Source organism: Variovorax sp. NFACC27, assembly GCF_048301545.1.
GTDB lineage: Bacteria > Pseudomonadota > Gammaproteobacteria > Burkholderiales > Burkholderiaceae_C > Variovorax > Variovorax gossypii.
Genome location: NZ_CP157613.1, coordinates 6,745,544 through 6,766,078, shown reverse-complemented (window position 1 = coordinate 6,766,078; position 20,535 = coordinate 6,745,544). Strand labels below are relative to the sequence as shown.

Genomic DNA, 20,535 nt, shown 5'->3' with positions numbered 1-20,535 from the left:
CGGGTTCCCACGCATGCATCCGCGAGCCGTTTCGTAGGCAATGCCTCACGGTTTCTGCGGCCCGCCGCCGACCGGAGAGAGGCCATCATCGGAGTTACAAGGAGCCATGGAAAAGAACGAGACCACGAACAGCATCCCGCGCAAGCGGCCGCTCTGGCCGAAGCTGCTGGCGGGCCTGGTGCTGCTGTTCGCGGCGCTGGCGGTGGGGCTCGCCTTCTTCCCGTGGGACGTGCTGCGCGAGCCGGTCAACCGCTATGTCAGCGAGAAGACGGGGCGCAAGTTCGAGATCACGCGGCGGCTCGACGTGGGGCTCGGGTGGCGGCAGGCCACCGTCAGGCTCGACGGCGTCGAGTTCGCCAATCCCTCGTGGGCGCGCGACCCGTACCTAGTGAAGGCCGAGCGCGCCGAGTTCGAAATCAGCCTCTGGCCGCTGCTTTCCAGCAGCATCGTCATTCCGCGGCTGGCGCTTTCCTCCCCCACGGTGGGGCTGCAGATGGAGTCCGACGGCCGCCGCACCTGGGCGCTGGGCAAGGACACCTCCGACGGCGGCACCGTACCGACCATCGGCCAGATCCAGGTCGACAGCGGCGCGGTCGACTTCCTCGCGAAGCACCTGGGCGTCGACGTGCACGCCGACCTGAACTACGACAGCAGCCGCGGCGAGATGCCGCTCGACTACCGCATCAAGGGTCGCTACAAGGGCCAGCCGCTGACCGCCAGTGGGCGTACCGGCAACGTGCTGCAGATCAGCGCCGCCGGCGCGCCGCCTTTCCCGCTGGAAATCCGCGCCGCCGCCGGCCAGACCCAGCTGAAGGCGACGGGCACCGTGGCGCGCCTCTCGGACCTGGACGGCATCGACGCCAGGTTCGAGATCAAGGGCCAGACTTTGGGCGCCCTGTTCCCGCTGCTGGGCATCGCGCTGCCGCAGACCTCGCCCTACATGCTGAGCGGCAAGCTCGACAAGCGCGGCAAGCTGTGGGAGGCCTCCGGTCTCAAGGGGCGGCTGGGCCTGTCCGACATCGCCGGCGACATGCGCTTCGACCAGGCCGGCAAGCTGCCGCACCTGGCGGGCGACCTGCGCTCGAAGGTGATGGACATGGACGACCTCGGCCCGCTGATCGGCCTGCCGCCCACGGCGCGTACCGCCGCCACCGTGGAAGGCGTGGCGCCGCCGCCCACCGTCACCCAGGTCAAGCGCCCCGGCGGCAAGGTGCTGCCGACGGCGCCGCTGGACTTCGAGCGCCTGCGCGCCATGAACGCCGACGTGAAATACACGGCCGACCGCATCCGCAACGTGCGCGACGTGCCGCTGGAGCGCGGCAGCGTGCAGGTGAAGCTGGCCGAGGGCGTGCTCACGCTCGACCCGCTCGACCTGGGCGTGGCCGGCGGCAGGCTCAGCGGCGCGATCCGCATCGACGGCTCGAAGAACCCGGCGGACATTCGTGCCTCGCTCGACGCACGGGCCATGCAGCTGGCCCGGCTGTTCCCGAAGCTCGAAACCACCGGCAACAGCGTCGGCCGGCTGGACGGGCGCATCAACCTCTCGGGCTCCGGCAGCACCGTGGCCAACTGGCTCGGGGGCGTATCGGGCGACGTGGCGGTCATCTCGGGACGCGGGCAGTTCGGCAACCTGCTGCCGGTGTTCGCGACGCTGGTGGGCGGCGACATCATCAAGTTCATGCTGCGCGGCGACCGCAACGTGGAACTGCGCTGCGCGGCGCTGGCCTTCGACGTGAACAAGGGCCTGATGACCGGCCGCACGCTGGTGGTGGACACCACCAATGCCGTCTTCATCGCCACCGGGCAGGCCAATCTGGCGACCGAGGGGCTGGATTTCGTGGTCCGTCCGGAGCCTAAGAGCAAGAGCATCCTCTCCATCCGCACTCCGCTGGTGGTGAGCGGCACCTTCGGCGATCCGAAGGGCGGCCTGGAGGTCGGACCGCTGGCCGGGCGCGGATTGGCCGCATTGGCGCTGGGCGCCATCAATCCGCTGCTGGCGCTGGCCGCGACCATCGAGCCGGGGCCGGGCGAGGACTCCGACTGCAAGGGCGTGGTGGCGCAGGCGAACAAGCCCTCCGCAGGAGCCGCGGCCAAGGGCGCCGCCCGGGCGAAGGGCGCGAAGCAGCCTTAGTTGGAGGGGGGGCGCTGAGCGCAGACGCTGCAGTGCGGGTCGCGCGCCACGCGCAGCGTGTCGAAGGAAGTGCTGCGACCGTCGAACATCAGCAGCCTGCCCGCCAGCGACGGCCCGATGCCGGCCAGCAGCTTCAGGGCCTCGCTGGCCTGCAGCGTGCCGATGGTGCCCACTACCGGGCCGAACACGCCGAGCACCGCGCAGCGCGTTTCCTCGAAGGTCGCATCGGGCGGGAACAGGCAGGCGTAGCAGGGCGATGCGTCGTCCCGGGTGTCGTAGACGCTCAGCTGCCCGTCGAAACGGATCGCCGCACCCGCCACCAGCGGCTTCGAATGAGCCACGCAGGCGCGATTGACGGCCTGCCGGGTGGCGAAGTTGTCGCAGCAATCGACCACCACGTCGGCTTCGGCAACCAGGCGCGACAGCAGCGCCTCGTCGGCGCGCAGCGCATAGGTTTCGATGGCGATGTCGGGATTGATGCCGCGCATGGCCTGGGCGGCTGATTCGACCTTGGGAAGGCCGACCCGGTCATGGGAATGCGCCACCTGGCGCTGGAGATTGGTGAGATCGACCTCGTCGTCGTCGACCAGCACGATGCGGCCGACCCCTGCTGCAGCAAGGTACAGGGCCACCGGCGAGCCCAGCCCGCCGGCGCCTATGACGAGAACCCGTCCGGCGCTGACGCGGGCCTGGCCGTCGATGCCGAATTCTTCGAGAAGGATGTGGCGCGAATAGCGCAGCAGCTCGCTATCTTCCATGCGCCACCGGGCTCAGTTTTCCTTCTTCTCTTCCTTGTTGTCGACGATGACCTGCGTCTTGCTGACCAGCACCGGCTGGCCCTTCAGGCGGTTGAGCGCCTGCACGAGCGGGAAGTCCTTGTCGGTGCCGAACTCGGGCACCTTGCGGTCCTGCGGCGGCTTCTTGGCTTCTTCCTCGAGGCGCTTGCGGGCTTCGTCGCGGGCCTTCTCGCGTTCGGGGTCCTTGACTTCGGGGCCCTGGCCGCTGGCCAGGTGCTTCTCGAGGTCGGCCTCGCGCATGCGCAGGGCGGCGAAGGGACTGCCCTCGGCGCTTTCGTCGACCAGCACGTTGGGCACGATGCCCTTGGCCTGGATCGAGGTGCCGCTGGGCGTGTAGTAGCGCGCGGTGGTGATCTTCAGGCCGGTGTCGGGGCCGAGCGGACGCACCGTCTGCACCGAGCCCTTGCCGAAGGTCTGGCTGCCCATGATGGTGGCGCGCTTGTGGTCCTGCAGGGCGCCGGCGACGATCTCGCTGGCCGAGGCCGAGCCTTCGTTCACCAGCACCACCAGCGGCACGCTCTTGAGCGCGGCCGGCAGGCTGCGCAGCGGGTCGCTGCCCGAACGGCGCTGGTAGAACTCCGGCGCCGCCTTGTAGACCGACTTGCTCTCGGCCAGCTGGCCGTCGGTGGTGACCACCGTGACGTTCTCGGGCAGGAAGGCCGACGACACCGCCACGGCAGCGTCGAGCAGGCCGCCCGGGTCGTTGCGCAGGTCGAGCACCAGGCCCTTGAGGTTCGGGTCTTCCTTGTACAGCTCGTCGATCTTCTTCACGAAGTCGTCGACGGTGCGTTCCTGGAACTGCGACAGGCGGATCCAGCCGTAGCCGGGCTCGATCATCTTGCCGCGGACCGACTGCGTGCGGATCTCTTCACGCGTGATCGTCACGGGGAAGGTGCGGCTCTCGTCCTTGCGGAAGATGGTCAGCAGCACCTTGGTGTTGGCTTCGCCGCGCATGCGCTTGACCGCCTCGTTCAGCGACAGGCCGCGCACGGCGGTGTCGTCGATCTTGGTGATCAGGTCATTGGGCTTCAGGCCCGCGCGGAAGGCGGGGGAGCCCTCGATGGGCGAGACGACCTTGATCAGGCCGTCTTCCTGGGAAATCTCGATGCCCACGCCGACGAAGCGGCCGGTGGTGCCTTCCCTGAATTCCTTGAAGGACTTCTTGTCGAAGTACTGGGAATGCGGGTCGAGCCCGGCGACCATGCCCGAGATGGCGTCCGAGATGAGCTTCTTCTCGTCGACCGGCTCCACGTAGTCGCTCTTGACCATGCCGAAGACGGCTGCGAGCTGCTGCAATTCCTCGAGCGGCAGCGGCGCGAGCGAGCCGCGCGCGACTGTCTGCAGCGAGACGGTGGTCAGGACGCCTGCAACGGCGCCGGCGGCGACCCAGCCGGTGATCTTCAATTTCTGGCCCATCATGAGTGGTTGTCCTTGTCGGCGGCTGTCAATCCAATATACACAGCTTGGAAGCAAATTGTTTGCCGGGGTTCCACGGGTGGAGTGCCGGACGGGGGCTTTTACAGGGCAGTCCCGGGGCCTTTTTTCAGCCCTTGCCCTGCGACGCCACCGCGGCGGCGGCCTTTTCGGCGGCCGCGGCATCGCCGAGGTAGTAGTGGCGCAGGGGCTTGAGGTCGTCGTCGAGCTCGTAGACCAGCGGAATGCCGTTCGGGATGTTCAGGCCGACGATGTCGTCGTCGGAGATGCCGTCGAGGTATTTCACCAGGGCGCGGATCGAGTTGCCGTGGGCCGCCACCACCAGCCGGCGGCCGGTGCGGATGGCCGGCGCCATCGATTCGTTCCAGAAGGGCAGCACGCGCGCCACCGTGTCCTTCAGGCACTCGGTCAGCGGGATCTGCTCGGGCGAGAGCTTGGCGTAGCGCACGTCGCCGCGCTCGCTGCGCGGGTCGTCGGCTTCCAGCGGCGGGGGCGGGGTGTTGTAGCTGCGGCGCCAGACCAGAACCTGCTCGTCGCCGTACTTCTTGGCGGTTTCGGCCTTGTTCAGGCCCTGCAGGCCGCCGTAGTGGCGCTCGTTCAGGCGCCAGGAGTGCACCACGGGCAGCCAGGTGCGGTCGAGCTCGTCGAGCGTGTGCCACAGGGTGCGGGTGGCGCGCTTGAGCACGCTCGTGTAGGCGACGTCGAAGTCGTAGCCCTCGGCCTTGAGCAGCCGGCCGGCCTGCTTGGCCTGTTCGACGCCGGTTTCGGTCAGGTCGACGTCGGTCCATCCGGTGAAGCGGTTTTCCAGATTCCAGGTCGATTCACCGTGACGGATCAATACCAGTTTGTGCATGTGGGAGGCCTTTGGCTGCGCTTGCGAAACCTCGCATTCTAAAATCCCCGGTTTGCCATTCAAGGAACCCCCCGTGAAATTGATCGAATTCGTCACCGCGAACTGGATGCTGATCCTGATCGCGCTCAGCTCGGGTGCCATGCTGGCCTGGCCGCTGGTGCGGGGGGCGGGCGGCGGAACGCTCACGGCGCAGGGCGCCGTCCAGCTCATCAACCGCGAGCGCGCGGTGCTGGTCGACGTGCGCGAACCTGAAGAATTCGCCACCGGCCACATGATCGGCGCCAAGAACGTCCCCCTGAACCAGCTCGAGGAAAAACTCGCCGGCGCGGTCAAGAACAAGAACGTGCCGCTCCTGCTGGTGTGCGCCACCGGCGCCCGCGCCCAGCGCGCCGTGGCCATGGCCAAGAAGCTGGGTTACGAGCAGGCCCAAGCCGTGGCCGGCGGACTGAAAGCCTGGAAAGACGCTAACCTGCCCGTTGAAAAGGCCTGAAATCCCCCGAGATGGAGCGTATGCAAGCAGTCAAGATGTACACCACCGCCGTTTGCCCTTACTGCATCCGCGCGAAACAGATCCTGAAGTCCAAGGGCGTCGAGCAGATCGAGGAGATCCGCATCGACACCGATCCCCAGGCCCGCAACACCATGATGGAGGTCACCCAGCGCCGCACGGTGCCGCAGATCTTCATCGGCGACACCCACGTGGGCGGCTGCGACGACCTGATGGCGCTCGACAGCCGCGGCGGCCTCGTTCCGCTGCTGCAGGCCGCCTGAAACCGGTCCTGCCCCGGAACCGTCTTCCGGCCGGGCCATAATCGCCAGTTCACTCATCTGCAGCCCGCTGCGGGACCCTCTCCCCGGCGGGCATTGTTTTGATCCTCGAAAGTTCAGCCATGGCCGACCAGCAAGCCCAAGATCCCGTCTTCCAGATCCAGCGCGTCTACCTCAAGGACCTGTCGCTCGAACAGCCCAATTCGCCGGCGATCCTGCTGGAGCAGGAGCAGCCCACCGTCGACATCCAGCTCGGCGTGGACGCCCAGCCGGTGGCCGAAGGCATCTTCGAGATCACCGTGGCCGCCACCGTGCAGACCAAGATCGGCGACAAGACCGTGTTCCTGGTCGAGGCCAAGCAGGCCGGCATCTTCGAGATCCGCCACCTGCCGGAAGAGCAGATGGGCGCCATCCTCGGCATCGCCTGCCCGCAGATCGTCTACCCGTACCTGCGCGGCAACGTGGCCGACGTGATCCAGCGCGGCGGCTTCCCGCCCGTGCACCTGGCCGAAATCAACTTCCAGGCCATGTACGAGCAGCAGCAGGCACAGGCAGCCGGCCAGGCTGCGCCCTCGCTGGCACAGTAATCGCGGCATTGCAGCCGTAGCAGCCACAGACGCCGATGAAGATCTGCGTTCATGGCGCCGGTGCCTGGGGCACGGCGGTCGCCGTCAACGCGGCGGCCCGCCACGAAGTGACGCTCTGGGCGCGCGACGCCGCCCAGGCCGACGCCATGTCGGCCGCGCGAGAAAACTCCCGCTACCTGTCCGGGCTGGCCCTGCCGGCTTCGCTGGCCGTGCGCGCCGGCGACATCGCCCAGGCGCAGGCCGGTGCCGACCTCGTCATCGTTGCCACGCCCATGGCGGCCCTGCGCGAGCAGCTCGTCGCGCTGCGCGGCACCACCGCCGCGGTGGCGTGGCTGTGCAAGGGCGTCGAGCCTGCGCTCGACAGTTCCTCCCCCGCATCCTTCGGCCTGCTGGCCCACGAAATCTGGGCGCAGGTTGCTCCTGATTTGAGAGCGGGCGTGCTCAGCGGCCCCAGCTTCGCGCAGGAGGTCGCCGAAGGGCGTCCGACCGCGCTGGTGGCCGCCAGCCCGCACGCCGCCGTGCGGGACATGCTGGTCGACGCCTTCCACGGCCCCGCGCTGCGCGTCTACGCCAACGAGGACATCGTCGGCGTGGAAGTGGGCGGCGCGGTCAAGAACGTGCTGGCCATCGCCACCGGACTGTGCGACGGCCTCGCGTTGGGGCTCAACGCCCGCGCGGCGCTCATCACGCGCGGCCTCGCCGAAATGACGCGCTTCGGCCTCGCGCTGGGCGCCCGCGCCGAAACCTTCATGGGTCTTTCGGGCCTGGGCGACCTGGTGCTGACCTCCACCGGCGACTTGTCGCGCAACCGCAAGGTCGGCCTGCTGCTGGCGCAGGGCCGCACGCTGGCGCAGGCCGTCGATTCGCTGGGCCACGTCGCCGAGGGCGTGTACTGCGCCCGTACCGTGGTGCAGCGCGCGCGCGGCCTCGGCGTCGAGATGCCGATCGCCGAAGGCGTGGTCGCGCTGCTCGACGGCCTTGTGAGCCCGCAGGACGCCGTGGCGGCGCTCGTCGGCCGCGACCCGGTGCCGGAATCGGTCGTCCAGCCGGGCGCCCCGGCCGCGCCCCGCCATTCCTCCTAATTAAAAAACGCAGAGACAAAGAGCCATGAGCCTTCGCTTTGATTTTTCAGCGTCGGCCGTGGCCGCGCTGGCCCTGTCCGATGCCACCCGCGCATTGCAGGAAGACGTCGCCGGCGGCGACCTCACCGCTTCGCTGGTCGATCCGGCCCGCAGCGCCCGCGCTCGCGTGCTGGCGCGCGAGGCCGCCGTCGTGTGCGGCGCCCCCTGGGTCGAGGCCACGCTGCGGCAGCTCGACCCGCAGGTACGCATCCAGTGGCTGTGCGCCGAAGGCGAGCGCTGCGTGGCCGACCAGACCGTGCTCGAGATCGAAGGCTCGGCCCGCGCGCTGCTGACCGCCGAGCGCACCTCGCTCAACTTCCTGCAGCTGCTGAGCGCGGTAGCCACCAAGACCGCGATCTACGCCGATGCCGTGCGCGGCACCCGCGCGCGCATCGTCGACACCCGCAAGACCATTCCCGGCCTGCGCCTTGCGCAGAAGTACGCCGTGCGCACCGGCGGCGGCCTGAACCACCGCATCGGCCTGTACGACGCGGTGCTCATCAAGGAAAACCACATCGCCGCGGCCGGTGGCGTGGCCGCGGCCCTGCGCGCCGTGGCCCCCGTGGCCTCGCAGGCCGAGTTCGTCGAGGTCGAGGTCGAGACGCTGGCCCAGCTGCGCGAGGCGCTCGATGCCGGCGCGCGCATGGTGCTGCTCGACAACATGGACCTGCCCATGCTGCGAGAGGCCGTGCGCATCAACGACGAGGCCGGCGAAGACCGCAAGGCCGTGCTGGAGATATCCGGCGGCGTCACACTGGAAGGCCTGCGCGCCCTGGCCGAAACCGGGGTCGACCGGATTTCCGTCGGTGCCCTGACCAAGGACGTCAAGGCCATCGACTACTCGATGCGTTTCCAGGAAGGCTGATCCGCCCATGTCGTCCACGGTCATCGACGTCGACTACGAACAGCCCGCCGAAACCACGGCCGGCGCCGTCTGCGACACCCGCCACGCCTGGGCCCGCGTGCCGCCCGAGCCTTCGCCCGACGAGCGCGTCGCGCTGAAGGAGCGCATCCGCCGCCTGCTGCGCGAGCGCAATGCCGTGATGGTGTCGCACTTCTACGTGCACCCTGACCTGCAGGACCTCGCCGAGGAAACCGGCGGCATCGTGAGCGATTCGCTCGAAATGGCGCGCTTCGGCCGCGACCACGCCGCGCAGACGCTGGTGGTGTCGGGGGTTCGCTTCATGGGCGAGACCTCGAAGATCCTCTCGCCCGAGAAGCGCGTGCTGATGCCCGACCTCGACGCGAACTGCTCGCTCGACCTGGGCTGCCCGGTCGACCAGTTCAGCGCCTTCTGCGACCAGCATCCCGACCGCACCGTGGTCGTCTATGCCAACACCAGCGCGGCCGTGAAGGCGCGGGCCGACTGGCTCGTCACCTCCAGCTGCGCGCTCGACGTGGTGAACGCGCTGCACGCGGCGGGGCGGAAGATCCTCTGGGGCCCCGATCGCCACCTGGGCGACTACATCCGCCGCCAGACCGGTGCCGACATGGTCAGCTGGAACGGCGCCTGCATCGTGCACGACGAGTTCAAGGCGCTGGAACTCGAGCTGCTCATGAAGGAGCATCCGAAGGCGAAGGTGCTGGTGCACCCCGAGTCGCCCTCGGACGTGATCGCGCTGGCCGATGCGGTGGGCTCCACCTCGGCCATCCTGAACGCGGCGCAGCGCATGGACGCGACCGAGTTCATCGTCGCCACCGACAGCGGCATGCTGCACAAGCTGCGCACGCTGAACCCCGGCAAGGTCTTCATCGAGGCGCCCACTGCCGGCAACGGCGGTACCTGCAAGAGCTGCGCGCATTGCCCGTGGATGGCGATGAACGGGCTGGTGGAGCTGGCGAATGCGCTGGAGACGGGGGCCGGGGAGATCCATGTCGATCCGGCGCTTGGGCTGCGGGCCCGTGTGCCGATCGACCGGATGCTGGCGTTCACGGCCGGGCTGAAGAACGGGCAGGCGCCGGGAAGCCTGGTCGCTGGCATCGGCGCCGCCTGACCCTGTCTTTCTCCTTCCCCCTCTGGGGGAAGGTTGGGATGGGGGCAGGCAGAGCGCTCGATGGTGGCGCCGCTTGCCCCCACCCCGGCCCTCCCCCAGAGGGGGAGGGAGAAAGAAAAACCTAGAAGTCCACGGTGCAGGAGTCGCCGAGCGCCTCGCGCCACACGCGCACGCGAGCCAGCGAGGGCCGCAAGTCCGGCAGCGCATCCGCAATGAACACGCACAGGTTCTCCAGCGTCGGCGGATGCAGCCCCGCCACGTCGTCCAGCAGGTGATGGTCGAGCTGCTCGCGCACGTCCTCCAGCCGGCGGCGCAGCAGCCCCAGGTCGATCACCATCCCCGTCACCGGGTCGCGCTCGCCCGTGAGCCACACCTCCGCGTGGTAGGTGTGGCCGTGGATACGGCGGCTGCCTTCGACTTCGATCTCGCGCTTGAGCGTGTGGGCGGCATCGAAGAAGAAGCGTTGGCTGATGGTGAATCGCATCGTCAAAGGAAAAACTCGGGGAACTCGGGGAAAAGGGCGGCCGCCTCAACGGATGCCGGTGATCTTGTGCGTCTGCACGCTGAGGCGCCACGCAGGCTGCTTCATGCATTCGGCAATGCAGAGCTCGGTGTTCGCGACGCGATCGGGCCCGTCCATGGGCTGCAAAAAACGGTGCGTGAACTCGCCGGTGCGCGCCATCGTGTCGAGGTCGAATTCGGCCTGCGGCCACACCAGCTTCAGCTCCTGGCCGCGTTGCTGCACCCACGGCGCGCCGGCCTTGGGGCTGATGCACAGCCAGTCGATGCCCTCGGGCGCCTCGACCGTGCCGTTGCTCTCGACAGCGATACGGAAACGGCGCGCATGCAGCGCGTCGACCAGGGCGGCGTCCACCTGCAGCAGCGGCTCGCCGCCGGTCAGCACCACCAGCCGGTGGTCGGCATCGGCGGCCGGCCATTGCGCAGCGATGGTGTCGGCGAGCAGGTCGGCGGTCTTGAACTTGCCGCCCAGCGTGCCGTCGGTGCCGACGAAATCGGTGTCGCAGAAGCGGCAGATGGCGGAGGCGCGGTCTTCCTCGCGGCCGGTCCAGAGGTTGCAGCCCGCGAAGCGGCAGAACACGGCCGGCATGCCGGCCTGGCCGCCTTCGCCCTGCAGCGTGTAGAAGATTTCCTTGACGCTGTAGGTCATGGGGCCGGAGTCTCGATCTCGAGGTTGTCGATCAGCCGCGTGGTACCCAGGCGGGCGGCGGCCAGCGCCACCAGAGCGTCGCCCGCGGCGGGTGCCTGCAGGTCGGAGCGGCGGCGCAGCACGAGGTAGTCGGGCTGCCAGCCGCGCCCGGTCAGCGTCTGCATGGCGCGTGCCTCTATGGCCGACAGGTCGCGCTCACCCGAGCGCACCGCCTCGGCCATCGCCTTCAGCGCCTTCGACAGCTGCACGGCCTCGGCGCGCTCGCTCTCGCTCAGGTAGCCGTTGCGCGACGACAGCGCCAGGCCGTCGCCGGCGCGGAAGGTCTCGCCGCCCACGATCTCGATCGGCAGTGCGAACTGCCGGACCATGTGGCGGATCATCATCAGCTGCTGGTAGTCCTTCTTGCCGAACACCGCCACGCGCGGCTGCACGCACTGGAAGAGCTTCATCACCACCGTGCAGACGCCGATGAAGAAGCCGGGGCGGAAGTGCCCTTCGAGGATGTCGGCCAGCGCCGGGTCGGGGTGCACCTTGCAGGTCTGGGGCTCGGGGTAGAGCGCCTTCTCGTCGGGCGCGAACAGCACGTCGCAGCCGGCGGCGCGCAGCTTCTCGCAGTCGCTGTCCCAGGTGCGCGGGTAGGTGTCGAAGTCTTCGTGCGGCAAAAACTGCAGGCGGTTCACGAAGATGCTGGCCACGGTCACGTCGCCCAGCGGCCTGGCCTGCTTCACCAGGGCCAGGTGGCCGTCGTGCAGGTTGCCCATGGTGGGGACGAAGGCGGGGCGCCCGAAGGCGGCCAGGTGGCTGCGCAGGTCGTCGATGGTGTGTGCGATGTGCATGAGGGGTTTCCTTCCTTACCAGGCGTGGAGTCGGTCGTCGGGGAAGCTGCCGTCCTTGACGGCCTGAACGTAGGCCTTGAGCGCGGGCAGCACGCCCGGCGCGTCGGCCATGAAGTTGCGCACGAACTTCGGCATCTTCCCGAGGTTGATGCCCAGCATGTCGTGCAGCACGAGCACCTGTCCGGCGGTGGCCTTGCCGGCGCCGATGCCGATGGTGGCGCAGTGCTTCAGCTCGGTCGTGAGTTCGGCGGCCAGCGCAGCCGGCACCATTTCGAGCACCAGCATCGCGGCGCCCGCGTCCTGCAGCGCATGGGCCTGCTGCTTCAGCAGCGCGCCGGCGGTGTCGCCCTTGCCCTGCACGCGGTAGCCGCCCAGCGCATGCACCGTCTGCGGCGTCAGGCCGAGGTGGGCGCACACGGGAATGCCGCGCTCGACCAGGAAGCGCACGGTCTCGGTGGTCCAGCCGCCGCCTTCGAGCTTGACCATGTGCGCGCCGGCCTGCATCAGCACCGTGGCGCTGCGCAGCGCCTGTTCGCGCGACTCCTGGTAGCTGCCGAAGGGCAGGTCGGCGATGAGCCAGGCCGTGCCCTGCACCCGGCGCAGGCCGCGCGAGACGCTGTCGGTGTGATAGCGCATGGTGTCCAGGCTCACGCCCACGGTGCTGTTCAGGCCCTGGCAGACCATGCCGAGCGAATCGCCGACCAGCAGGCAGTCGACGCCGGCCGCGTCGGCCATGGCCGCGAAGGTGGCGTCGTAGGCCGTCAGCATCGCGATCTTCTCGCCGCGAGCATGCATGTCGGCCAGTCGCGGCAGGCTCACGGGCTTGCGCGATGCGGGCGGAGAGGCCGGCGGCAGAGTGCCGTAGGGCGAGGCCGGCGGTGCTTCAGTGGCGGCGGTGGTGGGCGTGGTGTTCGACATGGTTGGGTTTCTCCCTGCGGGCGTCGGTGGCCGGGCATCCTTGAGTGAAGAAAAACGAACGGGTGAGGGTTATCGGTCCGCCGGAGGCGCCAGCACCGTGGGCGCTGTGGGCTCGGCGAGCGAGGGGTAGTCGCGGCTGAAATGCAGGCCACGGCTCTCGTGGCGGGCCTGCGCGGAACGAACGATCAGCTCGGCCACCTGCACCAGGTTGCGCAGTTCGAGCAGGTCGCGCGTGACGTGGAAGTTCGCGTAGAACTCCTGGATCTCTGCCTGCAGCAGCGCGATGCGGTGGCTCGCGCGCTCCAGGCGCTTGTTGGTGCGCACGATGCCGACGTAGTCCCACATGAAGCGGCGCAGTTCGTCCCAGTTGTGGGAGATGACCACGGCCTCGTCGGCGTCGGTGACGCGGCTGTCGTCCCAGGCGGGCAGCTCGGCGCGTTCACGCACCGGCGCCGAGGCAATGGCCCCCGCCGCGGCGCGCGCGAACACCATGCATTCGACCAGCGAGTTGCTGGCCAGCCGGTTCGCGCCGTGCAGGCCGGTGCAGGCGGTCTCACCGATGGCGTAGAGGCCCGGGATGTCGGTGCGCCCGCTCAGGTCGCTCAGCACGCCGCCGCAGGTGTAGTGCGCGGCCGGCACCACCGGGATGGGCTCGCGCGTGATGTCGATGCCCAGCTCCAGGCAGCGCGCCAGGATGGTGGGGAAATGCTCCTTCAGGAACGCGGCCGGCTGGTGCGAGATGTCGAGATGCACGCAGTCGAGGCCGTGCTTCTTCATCTCGAAGTCGATGGCGCGGGCCACCACGTCGCGCGGCGCGAGTTCGGCGCGCTCGTCGTGCTTCGGCATGAAGCGGGTGCCGTCGGGCAACTTCAGCAGCCCGCCTTCCCCGCGCACCGCCTCGCTGATCAGGAAGGACTTGGCGTGCGGGTGGTACAGGCAGGTCGGGTGGAACTGGATGAACTCCATGTTCGACACCCGGCAGCCCGCGCGCCACGCGGCGGCGATGCCGTCGCCGGTGGCGGTGTCGGGGTTCGTCGTGTACAGGTACACCTTGCCCGCGCCGCCCGTGGCCAGGATGGTGTGCGGCGCACGGAAGGCCAGCACCTCGTCGGTCTGGTCGTCGAGCGCGTAGAGGCCAAGGCAGGCCGGGTCTTCCAGTCCGATCTTGGGGCCGGTGATCAGGTCGACCAGCGTGTGGTGCTCGAACAGCGTGATGTTCGGCGTGCGCCGCACGCGCTCGATCAGCACCTGCTGCACCGCCGCGCCGGTGGCGTCGGTCACGTGCACGATGCGGCGCTGGCTGTGGCCGCCTTCGCGCGTGAGATGAAGGTCGCCGTCTTCTTCCGAGAAGGGCACGCCCAGCTCGCGCAGCCAGCCGATGGCCTCGGGCGCGTGCTCGACCACGAAGCGCGTGGCCTCGGGGTCGCACAGGCCAGCGCCAGCGATCAGCGTGTCTTCCACGTGCGCGTCGAAGCTGTCGCCGGCCGCCAGCACCGCCGCGATGCCGCCCTGCGCCCAGGCGCTGGAGCCGTCGTTCAGCGCGCGCTTGGTCAGCACGGCCACGCGGTGCGTGGGCGCCAGGTGCAGCGCCGCCGAGAGGCCGGCGAGGCCGCTGCCGACGATGAGGACGTCGAAATCGCGCACGGCGGAAGTCACTGGCATTGGAAAACGGGGTGGATCAGGCGGGCGAGTAGGCCAGCCGGACGTAGATGGGGGCGAAGGCTTCCGCCTGCGTGATTTCGATCAGCGTCTCCTTCGCGAGCTCCAGCATCGCGATGAAGGTGACGATCAGCACCGGCACGCCGCGCGACACGTCGAAGAGCCTCTCGAACTCGACGAAGCGCTGCCCCTGCAGGTGGCGCAGCACGATGCTCATGTGCTCGCGCACGTTGAGTTCCTCGCGCGAGATCTTGTGGTGCTGCACGAGCTTGGCGCGCTTCATGATGTCGGCCCACGCGTCGCGCAGCTCGATCACGTCCACGTCGGGAAAGCGCGGCTTGAGCGACTGCTCGATGTAGACCTGAGCCTTCCAGAAGTCGCGGCCGTACTGCGGCATGGCGCTGATGGCGGCCGCCTGCAGCTTGGTCTGCTCGTACTCGAGCAGGCGGCGCACGAGCTCGGCGCGCGGGTCTTCCGCCTCTTCGCCGTCGGCCACCTTCTTGGGCGGCAGCAGCATGCGCGACTTGATCTCTATCAGCATCGCGGCCATCAGCAGGTACTCGGCCGCGAGCTCGAGGTTCGTCTGGCGGATCTCGTCGACGTAGCTCAGGTATTGCCGCGTGAGCCCCGCCATCGGGATGTCGAGGATGTTGAAGTTCTGCTTGCGGATCAGGTAGAGCAGCAGGTCCAGCGGGCCTTCGAAGGCCTCCAGGAACACCTGCAGCGCCTCGGGCGGGATGTACAGGTCCTTCGGCATCGCGAAGAGCGGCTCTCCATAGAGCCTCGCGAGCGCGACCTGGTCGACCACCTCGGGCATGTCGACCACCAGCGTGCCGTTGTCCTCGTCGCCGTTCATCGGGTTGATGCTACTTTTTCAATAGCGGCCGACGCAGTGCGGACGGGGGTATGCTGCCAATTCGGCATCGGGGAAGGGCTTACTTGGCCTGGGTCTGGTAGACGTAGGGCTGCATCGGCACGCGGGCTTCGCTGTACTCCTCGAGCAGGCTGCGGTCGAGGTGCTTGTCCCAGAGCAGGGCGCGGCCGGCGCGCTGTTCGGCCTCCAGCGTCGGCTTCTTTTCCTTCATCTCCTCGATGAAGTTCGTGATCTCGGAGGTGTAGTGGGGGCGGCGGAAGATGGACATAGACTGGACCTTTGTTGGCGCGAATTTTACCGGGGACGGCATGAAGCGAATTCAGGGTTGGCGGATCGGCATGGTTACGGGGTGTCTGGCGGCGGCGATCGGGCTCGCCGCCTGCGACCCGAAGAACATCAGCGAGCTGGAGGAAGGCGTGTCCACGGAGGCCGACGTCCGCGCGCGCTTCGGCGAGCCCGAGAACATCTGGGACGCCCCCGGACGCGGCCGCGTGTTCGAGTACAACCGCCAGCCCGCGGGCCAGAAGAACTACATGATCACCATCGGCCCCGACGGCAAGATGAGCGCGTTGCGCCAGGTGCTCACGCCCGAGAACTTCGCGAAGGTTCAGCCCGGCATGATGATGGAAGACCTGCGCAAGATGCTCGGCAAGCCCGCCAAGGTCACCCCCTATGCGCTCAGGCGCGAGACCGAATGGGAGTGGCGCTGGGTGCAGCCGCCCAACTCCGCCATGGTCTTCACCGCCACGCTGAACGACGACCAGCGCGTGGTGCGCAGCGGCTCCTCGCCCGACCGGGGCACCGAGGCCCCGTAACGCTGCAGCTACCCGCCGTGGGACGCGCCGGGCCTGCCCGTCGTCAGCTCCTCGGCAAAGCCCGATCGTTCCAGCACCTCCAGGGGCTGCGGCTGCAGCGACTCGATGCGAAGCACCCCGTCGCGCGCCAGCACCGCCCGGTGCAGCTGCCGCAGGGCGTCGACGCCGGTTGCGTCGATGTAGATGAGGTGCGTGGCGTCCAGCACCAGCGTCATGCCGCGCGGTGCGCGCTCGGCGGCGTTCACCGTCTCGTCGAGCTTGGCTGCCGCGCCGAAGAACAGCGTGCCGTAGAGCCGGTAGGTGAGCACCGGCGGCTGCAGGGTGACCAGCTCGACTTCGAAGAGCCCGCTCATGCGCCGGATGAAGAGCGCGCAGGCCAGCACGATGCCCACCTGCACCGCCACCGTCAGGTCGAACACCACCGTGAGGAAGAAGGTGCCCAGCATCAGCAGCCGGTAGTGGCGGCTGAAGTGCCGCAGCTGCGTGGGCGTGAACTCGCGCCATTCGCCCATGTTCAGGCCCACGAACACCAGGATGCCCGCCAGCACCGCGAGCGGCACGTGGCGCGCCAGCGGCGCTGCCAGCAGCACCACGACCAGCAGCGTCAGCGCATGCACCATGCCCGCGACCGGCGAGCTGCCGCCCGAGCGGATGTTGGTCACGGTGCGCGCGATGGTGCCCGTGGCCGGCATGCCGCCGAAGAAAGGCGTGACCACGTTCGCGATGCCCTGCGCCATCAGCTCCTGGTTGGGGTCGTGGCGCGGCTGGCCGCTGATCTGGTCGGACACGCGCGCGCACAGCAGCGACTCGATGGCGCCGAGCAGCGCGATGGTCAGCGTCGGCGTCACGAGCTGCTTGACCGTCTCCCACGAGAAATCGGGCAGCGCGAAAGCCGGCACGCCCTCGGGAATTCCGCCGAAGCGCGTGCCGATGGTTTCCACCGGCAGCTCGAAGCCCCATGACACCAGCGTGAGCGTGACCAGCGCCACGATGGGCCCCGGCATGCGTGCGCCCACCTGCACGGCCCGCATGCGCGCCACCGGGCCCACGAGGCGCAGCACCGCGCTGCCCACCTTCGAGTTCTCGCGCAGCAGCAGCGGCCACAGCAGCAACCCGCCCACGCAGGCGATGCCCAGCGCGAAGGCATACGGGTTGAAGGTGCCGATCTGCAGCGCCATCGCATGCAGCTGCGAGAACACGTCGGCCGGCATCTTCGCCACCGTCAGCCCGAGCAGGTCTTTCAACTGCGACAGCAGGATCAGCACCGCGATGCCGTTGGTGAAGCCCACCACGATCGACAGCGGCACGAAGCGCACCAGCCGCCCCAGCCCGAACAGCCCCGCCAGGAACAGCAGCACGCCCGCGCAGGCGGTGGCGATCAGCAGGTTCGCCACGCCATAGCGCTCGACGATGCCGTAGACGATCACGATGAACGCGCCCGCCGGCCCGCCGATCTGCACCGCCGAGCCGCCCAGCAGCGAGATCAGGAAGCCCGCGATGATCGCCGTCCAGATGCCAGCCTCGGGCTTGAGCCCCGAGGCGATGGCGAAGGCCATGGCCAGCGGCAGCGCAACGATGCCCACCGTGGCGCCTGCGCCCAGGTCCTTGAAGAAGCGCTCGCGGTCGTACCCCGCGAGCGCGTCCAGCAGGCGCGGACGGAAGCGGGTGAGGTTCAGCGGGGAGTGCATGGAGCGCTCATTCTGGACTGGCCTCGAGCGCCCGGGCTACTTGCGCAGCTTGTGGATGAGGAACGCCTCCAGCAGTTCCACCGCCTTGCGCCCCGGCAGCGGCGCCGTGGCGAGCCACACCTCGGAGTCGGGCAGCGATGGCATGCCCTCCTTCGCGCCCAGGATCTTCAGCCGCTTCGAGATGGTGGCCTCGCGGAACACGCCCACCGCGATGCCCGCGCGCACCGCCGCCTCGAGCCCGGTGACGCTGGTGCTGGTGTAGGCGATGCGCCACGGAATGCCCGCGCGGTCCAGCGCGCGCGTGGCCCAGTCGCGCAGCATCGCGCCCTCGGGGTTCAGCGCCAGCGGCAGCGGCCGCTGCAGGTGCGTGGTCGACGAGGCGGTGGAGGCCCAGACGATGCGCGACTTCGTCAGCCGCAGCCCTTCGCCCGAGCCCACCGCGCCCACGCCGATCACCATGTCGTAGCGCGAGCCCAGCTCCGCATGCATGGCCGACGACACGCCGTGGTGCAACTCCACGTGGATGCGCGGGTGCTGCCTGCAGAACTCCGCGATGAGCACCGGCAGCACGCGCGTGGCGTAGTGCTCGATGGAGCCGATGCGGATGCTGCCCGACACCTCCTGCCTGTCGACGTCGTGGAAGAGCTGGTCGTTCAGGCCCAGCATCTGGCGTGCCAGCGGCAGCAGCTGCAGGCCCTCGGGCGTGGGCGCGAGCTGGCGCGTGTCGCGCGCCACCAGCTGCACGCCGAGCTGCTCCTCGAGCCGGCGCAGCTGCATGCTCACCGCCGACTGCGTGCGCGACAGCGCCTTGGCGGCGGTGGTGAAGCTGCCGATGCGCACCACCGTGTCGAACACGCGCAGCAGGTCGATGTCCACCGTGTGGCTGCGGGGTGCGACGTGGGCGGGGCGGATGTTCCTTGCGGGCATGGGCGTCTTCCGGGAGGGCTTCAGGTCATCAAGGAACGTGATGGAAGAGATAAGAAACCATCACGTTTCGCGCTGGATTGTGGGCCAAGAATCCGGCTCACGACAACGCAAACGGAGACAAGACATGCCCTATCCGATGGTTTTCATCCCGCGACGGCGGCGCCTGCTGCAGGGCGCGCTGGCCGCTTCGGTCGCGCCGGTGCTGGCCTTTCCGGCACGGGCCGCCGCGCCCTGGCCGCAGAAGGCCGTGCGGCTGGTCGTCGGCTTCCCGCCGGGTTCGTCGCCCGACGCGCTGGCACGCGCCGTGGCCGACCCGCTGGCGCAGGCGCTGGGCCAGCCGGTCATCGTCGAGAACAAGGTCGGCGCGGCCGGCACCATCGGTGTCAACGCGGTGGCGAAGGCCACCGACGGCCACACCATCGGCCTCACCGGCAACGGCCCGCTCACCACCGCGAAGGCGCTCAACCCCGCCACGCCCTACGACGTGGCGCACGACCTGCGCCCCATCTCGCTGGTGGCCAGCAGCCCCTTCGTGCTGGCCGGCAGCTCCGACATGCCCGCCACCGACCTGCGCGGCCTGCTGGCCCACGCCAGGGCGCAGGGCGACCGCCTGAGCTACGGCTCGGTCGGGCCCGGCTCGGGCTCGCACCTGGCGATGGAACTGCTGAAGACGCTCACCGGCATCCAGGCCGTGCACGTGCCGTTCCCCGGCTTCCCGCAGGTGGCGACGGCGCTGATGGGCAAGCAGATCGACCTGTCGTTCATGATCCCGTCGATCGCCGCGCCGCAGGCGAAGAACGGGCGGCTGCGCATGTACGGCGTGAGCACCGCCGCACCCTTCGCCGCCTTCGCCGAGGTGCCGCCGATCCAGCCCGCGCTGGGCGCCGGCAAGGCCTTCGACGTGGCGTCGTGGAACGCCGTCTTCGGCCCGGCGGGCATGCCGCAGCCGGTGGCGCAGCGGCTGTCCGACGAGATCGCGCGCATCCTGAAGGCGCCCGACATGCGCCAGCGCCTGTTCGACCAGGGCTGGCAGGCGCTCGGCACCGCGCCCGACGCGCTGGCCCGCAAGATCGTCGACGACACGGCGATGTGGGGCGACGTCATCAGGCGCACCGGCGCGCGCAGCGAGTAGGCGGGCCGGCATGAAGCGCAGGAACCTCTTTGCAGGTGTCGCGGGTGCGGCGGGCATCGCCGCAGCCGGGCTCGTCCCGTCGTCGCAAGCGGCTGGCCGGCCCTCGACCTTCGTGCTCGTGCACGGCGCGTGGCACGGCGGCTGGTGCTGGTCGCGCGTGGCATCGCGGCTGCGCGCCGCCGGCCACACGGTGTTCACGCCCACGCTCACCGGGCTGGGCGAGCGCCGGCACCTCATCTCGCCGCAGGTCAACCTCGACACGCACATCGACGACGTCGTCAACCTGCTGCAGTTCGAGGAGCTCGAGCGCGTGGTGCTGGTCGGCCACAGCTACGCGGGCATCGTGATCTCCGGCGTGGCCGACCGCGCCGCGGCGCGCCTGCGCCAGCTGGTGTTTCTCGATTCGCTGCTGCTCGATTCCGGCAAGAGCCTGTTCTCCGACTTTCCGCCGGCGGTGGTGGAGCAGCGCCTGAAGGCCATCCGCGACACCGGCGGCGGCGTGGGCGCGGCCGCCGCCCTGCCGCCCGCCGCCTTCGGCGTGAAGGACCCGGCCGACGCGGCCTGGGTCGCGCGCAATCTCACGCCGCAGCCCGTGGGCACCTACCTGCAGCCGCTGCTGTTGAAGGCCCCGCAGGGCAACGGCCTGCCGAAGACCTACATCGAGTGCACCGGCGATCCCATCGCCACGCTCGAACCCACAAAGGCGCGCGTGCGCGCCGACGCCGGCTGGCAGCTGCGCACGCTGGCCACCGGCCACGACGCGATGGTCACGGCGCCCGGGCCGCTGGCCGAGCTGCTGGCCGAACTCGCCGCATCCACTTCATCCACCTGAA

Annotated in this window: 22 protein-coding genes; 10 read left to right on the top strand and 12 right to left on the bottom strand. The window is 69.3% G+C overall.

Features of this window, described 5'->3' with window-relative positions; translation table 11 throughout:
• Nucleotides 1-106: 106 nt before the first annotated feature.
• The gene (locus tag ABL840_RS31620) at nucleotides 107-2,131 is read left to right on the top strand and encodes an AsmA family protein (RefSeq protein ID WP_093302316.1); all 2,025 of its coding nucleotides are present in this window, start codon (nucleotides 107-109) and stop codon (nucleotides 2,129-2,131) included.
• On the opposite strand, the gene ABL840_RS31615 is transcribed toward ABL840_RS31620, so the two are convergent.
• From ABL840_RS31615 to gpmA, 3 genes are all read right to left on the bottom strand, one after another.
• Nucleotides 2,128-2,889 carry a HesA/MoeB/ThiF family protein gene (locus tag ABL840_RS31615; protein WP_093302314.1) on the bottom strand — a complete coding sequence of 254 codons (762 nt, stop codon included), beginning with the start codon at nucleotides 2,887-2,889 and terminating at the stop codon, nucleotides 2,128-2,130. The genes ABL840_RS31620 and ABL840_RS31615 overlap by 4 nt on opposite strands.
• 12 nt (nucleotides 2,890-2,901) lie before the next feature.
• Nucleotides 2,902-4,344 (bottom strand): S41 family peptidase, encoded by a 1,443-nt coding sequence (locus ABL840_RS31610; RefSeq protein ID WP_093198490.1) that lies wholly within the window; start codon nucleotides 4,342-4,344, stop codon nucleotides 2,902-2,904.
• A 127-nt stretch (nucleotides 4,345-4,471) separates the two neighbouring features.
• On the bottom strand, nucleotides 4,472-5,215 hold the full coding sequence (gene gpmA, locus ABL840_RS31605; RefSeq protein ID WP_093302311.1) for a 2,3-diphosphoglycerate-dependent phosphoglycerate mutase: 744 nt from the start codon (nucleotides 5,213-5,215) through the stop codon (nucleotides 4,472-4,474).
• A gap of 106 nt (nucleotides 5,216-5,321) precedes the next feature.
• Between gpmA and ABL840_RS31600 the strand changes: the two genes are divergently transcribed.
• From ABL840_RS31600 to nadA, 6 genes are all read left to right on the top strand, one after another.
• The gene (locus ABL840_RS31600; RefSeq protein ID WP_371287158.1) at nucleotides 5,322-5,705 is read left to right on the top strand and encodes a rhodanese-like domain-containing protein; all 384 of its coding nucleotides are present in this window, start codon (nucleotides 5,322-5,324) and stop codon (nucleotides 5,703-5,705) included.
• Between the two features lie 20 nt (nucleotides 5,706-5,725).
• The gene (gene grxC, locus ABL840_RS31595) at nucleotides 5,726-5,986 is read left to right on the top strand and encodes a glutaredoxin 3 (RefSeq protein ID WP_093198197.1); all 261 of its coding nucleotides are present in this window, start codon (nucleotides 5,726-5,728) and stop codon (nucleotides 5,984-5,986) included.
• Nucleotides 5,987-6,105: 119 nt separating this feature from the next.
• Nucleotides 6,106-6,570, top strand: a complete 465-nt coding sequence (gene secB / locus ABL840_RS31590) for a protein-export chaperone SecB (RefSeq protein WP_093198195.1) — start codon at nucleotides 6,106-6,108, stop codon at nucleotides 6,568-6,570.
• Between the two features lie 35 nt (nucleotides 6,571-6,605).
• On the top strand, nucleotides 6,606-7,652 hold the full coding sequence (locus tag ABL840_RS31585) for an NAD(P)H-dependent glycerol-3-phosphate dehydrogenase (protein ID WP_093302307.1): 1,047 nt from the start codon (nucleotides 6,606-6,608) through the stop codon (nucleotides 7,650-7,652).
• 25 nt (nucleotides 7,653-7,677) lie between these two features.
• Entirely contained in the window at nucleotides 7,678-8,556 is an 879-nt protein-coding gene (gene nadC, locus ABL840_RS31580) for a carboxylating nicotinate-nucleotide diphosphorylase (protein ID WP_093302305.1), read from the top strand.
• Nucleotides 8,557-8,563: 7 nt separating this feature from the next.
• Entirely contained in the window at nucleotides 8,564-9,685 is a 1,122-nt protein-coding gene (gene nadA, locus ABL840_RS31575; protein WP_093302302.1) for a quinolinate synthase NadA, read from the top strand.
• A 121-nt stretch (nucleotides 9,686-9,806) separates the two neighbouring features.
• Here nadA and ABL840_RS31570 read toward each other — a convergent pair whose 3' ends face one another.
• The 7 genes from ABL840_RS31570 to ABL840_RS31540 all read right to left on the bottom strand — a co-directional run bounded on the left by ABL840_RS31570 (nucleotide 9,807) and on the right by ABL840_RS31540 (nucleotide 15,408).
• Nucleotides 9,807-10,169, bottom strand: a complete 363-nt coding sequence (locus tag ABL840_RS31570) for a 6-pyruvoyl trahydropterin synthase family protein (RefSeq protein WP_093198488.1) — start codon at nucleotides 10,167-10,169, stop codon at nucleotides 9,807-9,809.
• 45 nt (nucleotides 10,170-10,214) lie between these two features.
• On the bottom strand, nucleotides 10,215-10,853 hold the full coding sequence (gene queE, locus ABL840_RS31565) for a 7-carboxy-7-deazaguanine synthase (RefSeq protein ID WP_093198184.1): 639 nt from the start codon (nucleotides 10,851-10,853) through the stop codon (nucleotides 10,215-10,217).
• Nucleotides 10,850-11,689 (bottom strand): pantoate--beta-alanine ligase, encoded by an 840-nt coding sequence (panC, locus tag ABL840_RS31560; RefSeq protein ID WP_093302300.1) that lies wholly within the window; start codon nucleotides 11,687-11,689, stop codon nucleotides 10,850-10,852. Before panC ends, queE begins: the two co-directional genes overlap by 4 nt.
• 15 nt (nucleotides 11,690-11,704) lie before the next feature.
• The gene (gene panB / locus ABL840_RS31555) at nucleotides 11,705-12,607 is read right to left on the bottom strand and encodes a 3-methyl-2-oxobutanoate hydroxymethyltransferase (RefSeq protein ID WP_093198179.1); all 903 of its coding nucleotides are present in this window, start codon (nucleotides 12,605-12,607) and stop codon (nucleotides 11,705-11,707) included.
• 69 nt (nucleotides 12,608-12,676) lie between these two features.
• Nucleotides 12,677-14,269, bottom strand: a complete 1,593-nt coding sequence (nadB, locus tag ABL840_RS31550) for an L-aspartate oxidase (RefSeq protein ID WP_093302298.1) — start codon at nucleotides 14,267-14,269, stop codon at nucleotides 12,677-12,679.
• 16 nt (nucleotides 14,270-14,285) lie between these two features.
• Nucleotides 14,286-15,122 (bottom strand): segregation and condensation protein A, encoded by an 837-nt coding sequence (locus ABL840_RS31545; protein WP_093302296.1) that lies wholly within the window; start codon nucleotides 15,120-15,122, stop codon nucleotides 14,286-14,288.
• Between the two features lie 79 nt (nucleotides 15,123-15,201).
• Nucleotides 15,202-15,408: a DUF3460 family protein gene (locus ABL840_RS31540; protein ID WP_093058036.1), complete on the bottom strand. Its 207-nt coding sequence runs from the start codon at nucleotides 15,406-15,408 to the stop codon at nucleotides 15,202-15,204.
• A gap of 70 nt (nucleotides 15,409-15,478) precedes the next feature.
• Here ABL840_RS31540 and ABL840_RS31535 point away from each other — a divergent pair, with 70 nt between their 5' ends.
• On the top strand, nucleotides 15,479-15,955 hold the full coding sequence (locus ABL840_RS31535; protein WP_093198171.1) for an outer membrane protein assembly factor BamE: 477 nt from the start codon (nucleotides 15,479-15,481) through the stop codon (nucleotides 15,953-15,955).
• Nucleotides 15,956-15,963: 8 nt separating this feature from the next.
• Here the strand turns inward: ABL840_RS31535 and ABL840_RS31530 are convergent, their stop codons facing one another.
• Together ABL840_RS31530 and ABL840_RS31525 are read right to left on the bottom strand one after the other, a co-directional pair.
• Nucleotides 15,964-17,643, bottom strand: a complete 1,680-nt coding sequence (locus ABL840_RS31530) for a SulP family inorganic anion transporter (protein ID WP_093302293.1) — start codon at nucleotides 17,641-17,643, stop codon at nucleotides 15,964-15,966.
• 36 nt (nucleotides 17,644-17,679) lie between these two features.
• Nucleotides 17,680-18,570, bottom strand: a complete 891-nt coding sequence (locus ABL840_RS31525; protein WP_093198166.1) for a LysR substrate-binding domain-containing protein — start codon at nucleotides 18,568-18,570, stop codon at nucleotides 17,680-17,682.
• Nucleotides 18,571-18,694: 124 nt separating this feature from the next.
• On the opposite strand from ABL840_RS31525, the gene ABL840_RS31520 reads away from it, so the two are divergent.
• Both ABL840_RS31520 and ABL840_RS31515 read left to right on the top strand, forming a co-directional pair.
• Complete coding sequence (locus tag ABL840_RS31520; protein WP_418116075.1) at nucleotides 18,695-19,702, top strand: Bug family tripartite tricarboxylate transporter substrate binding protein; 1,008 nt, start codon at nucleotides 18,695-18,697, stop codon at nucleotides 19,700-19,702.
• A gap of 10 nt (nucleotides 19,703-19,712) precedes the next feature.
• Entirely contained in the window at nucleotides 19,713-20,534 is an 822-nt protein-coding gene (locus tag ABL840_RS31515; RefSeq protein WP_093302291.1) for an alpha/beta fold hydrolase, read from the top strand.
• The last annotated feature ends 1 nt before the right edge of the window (nucleotide 20,535 follow it).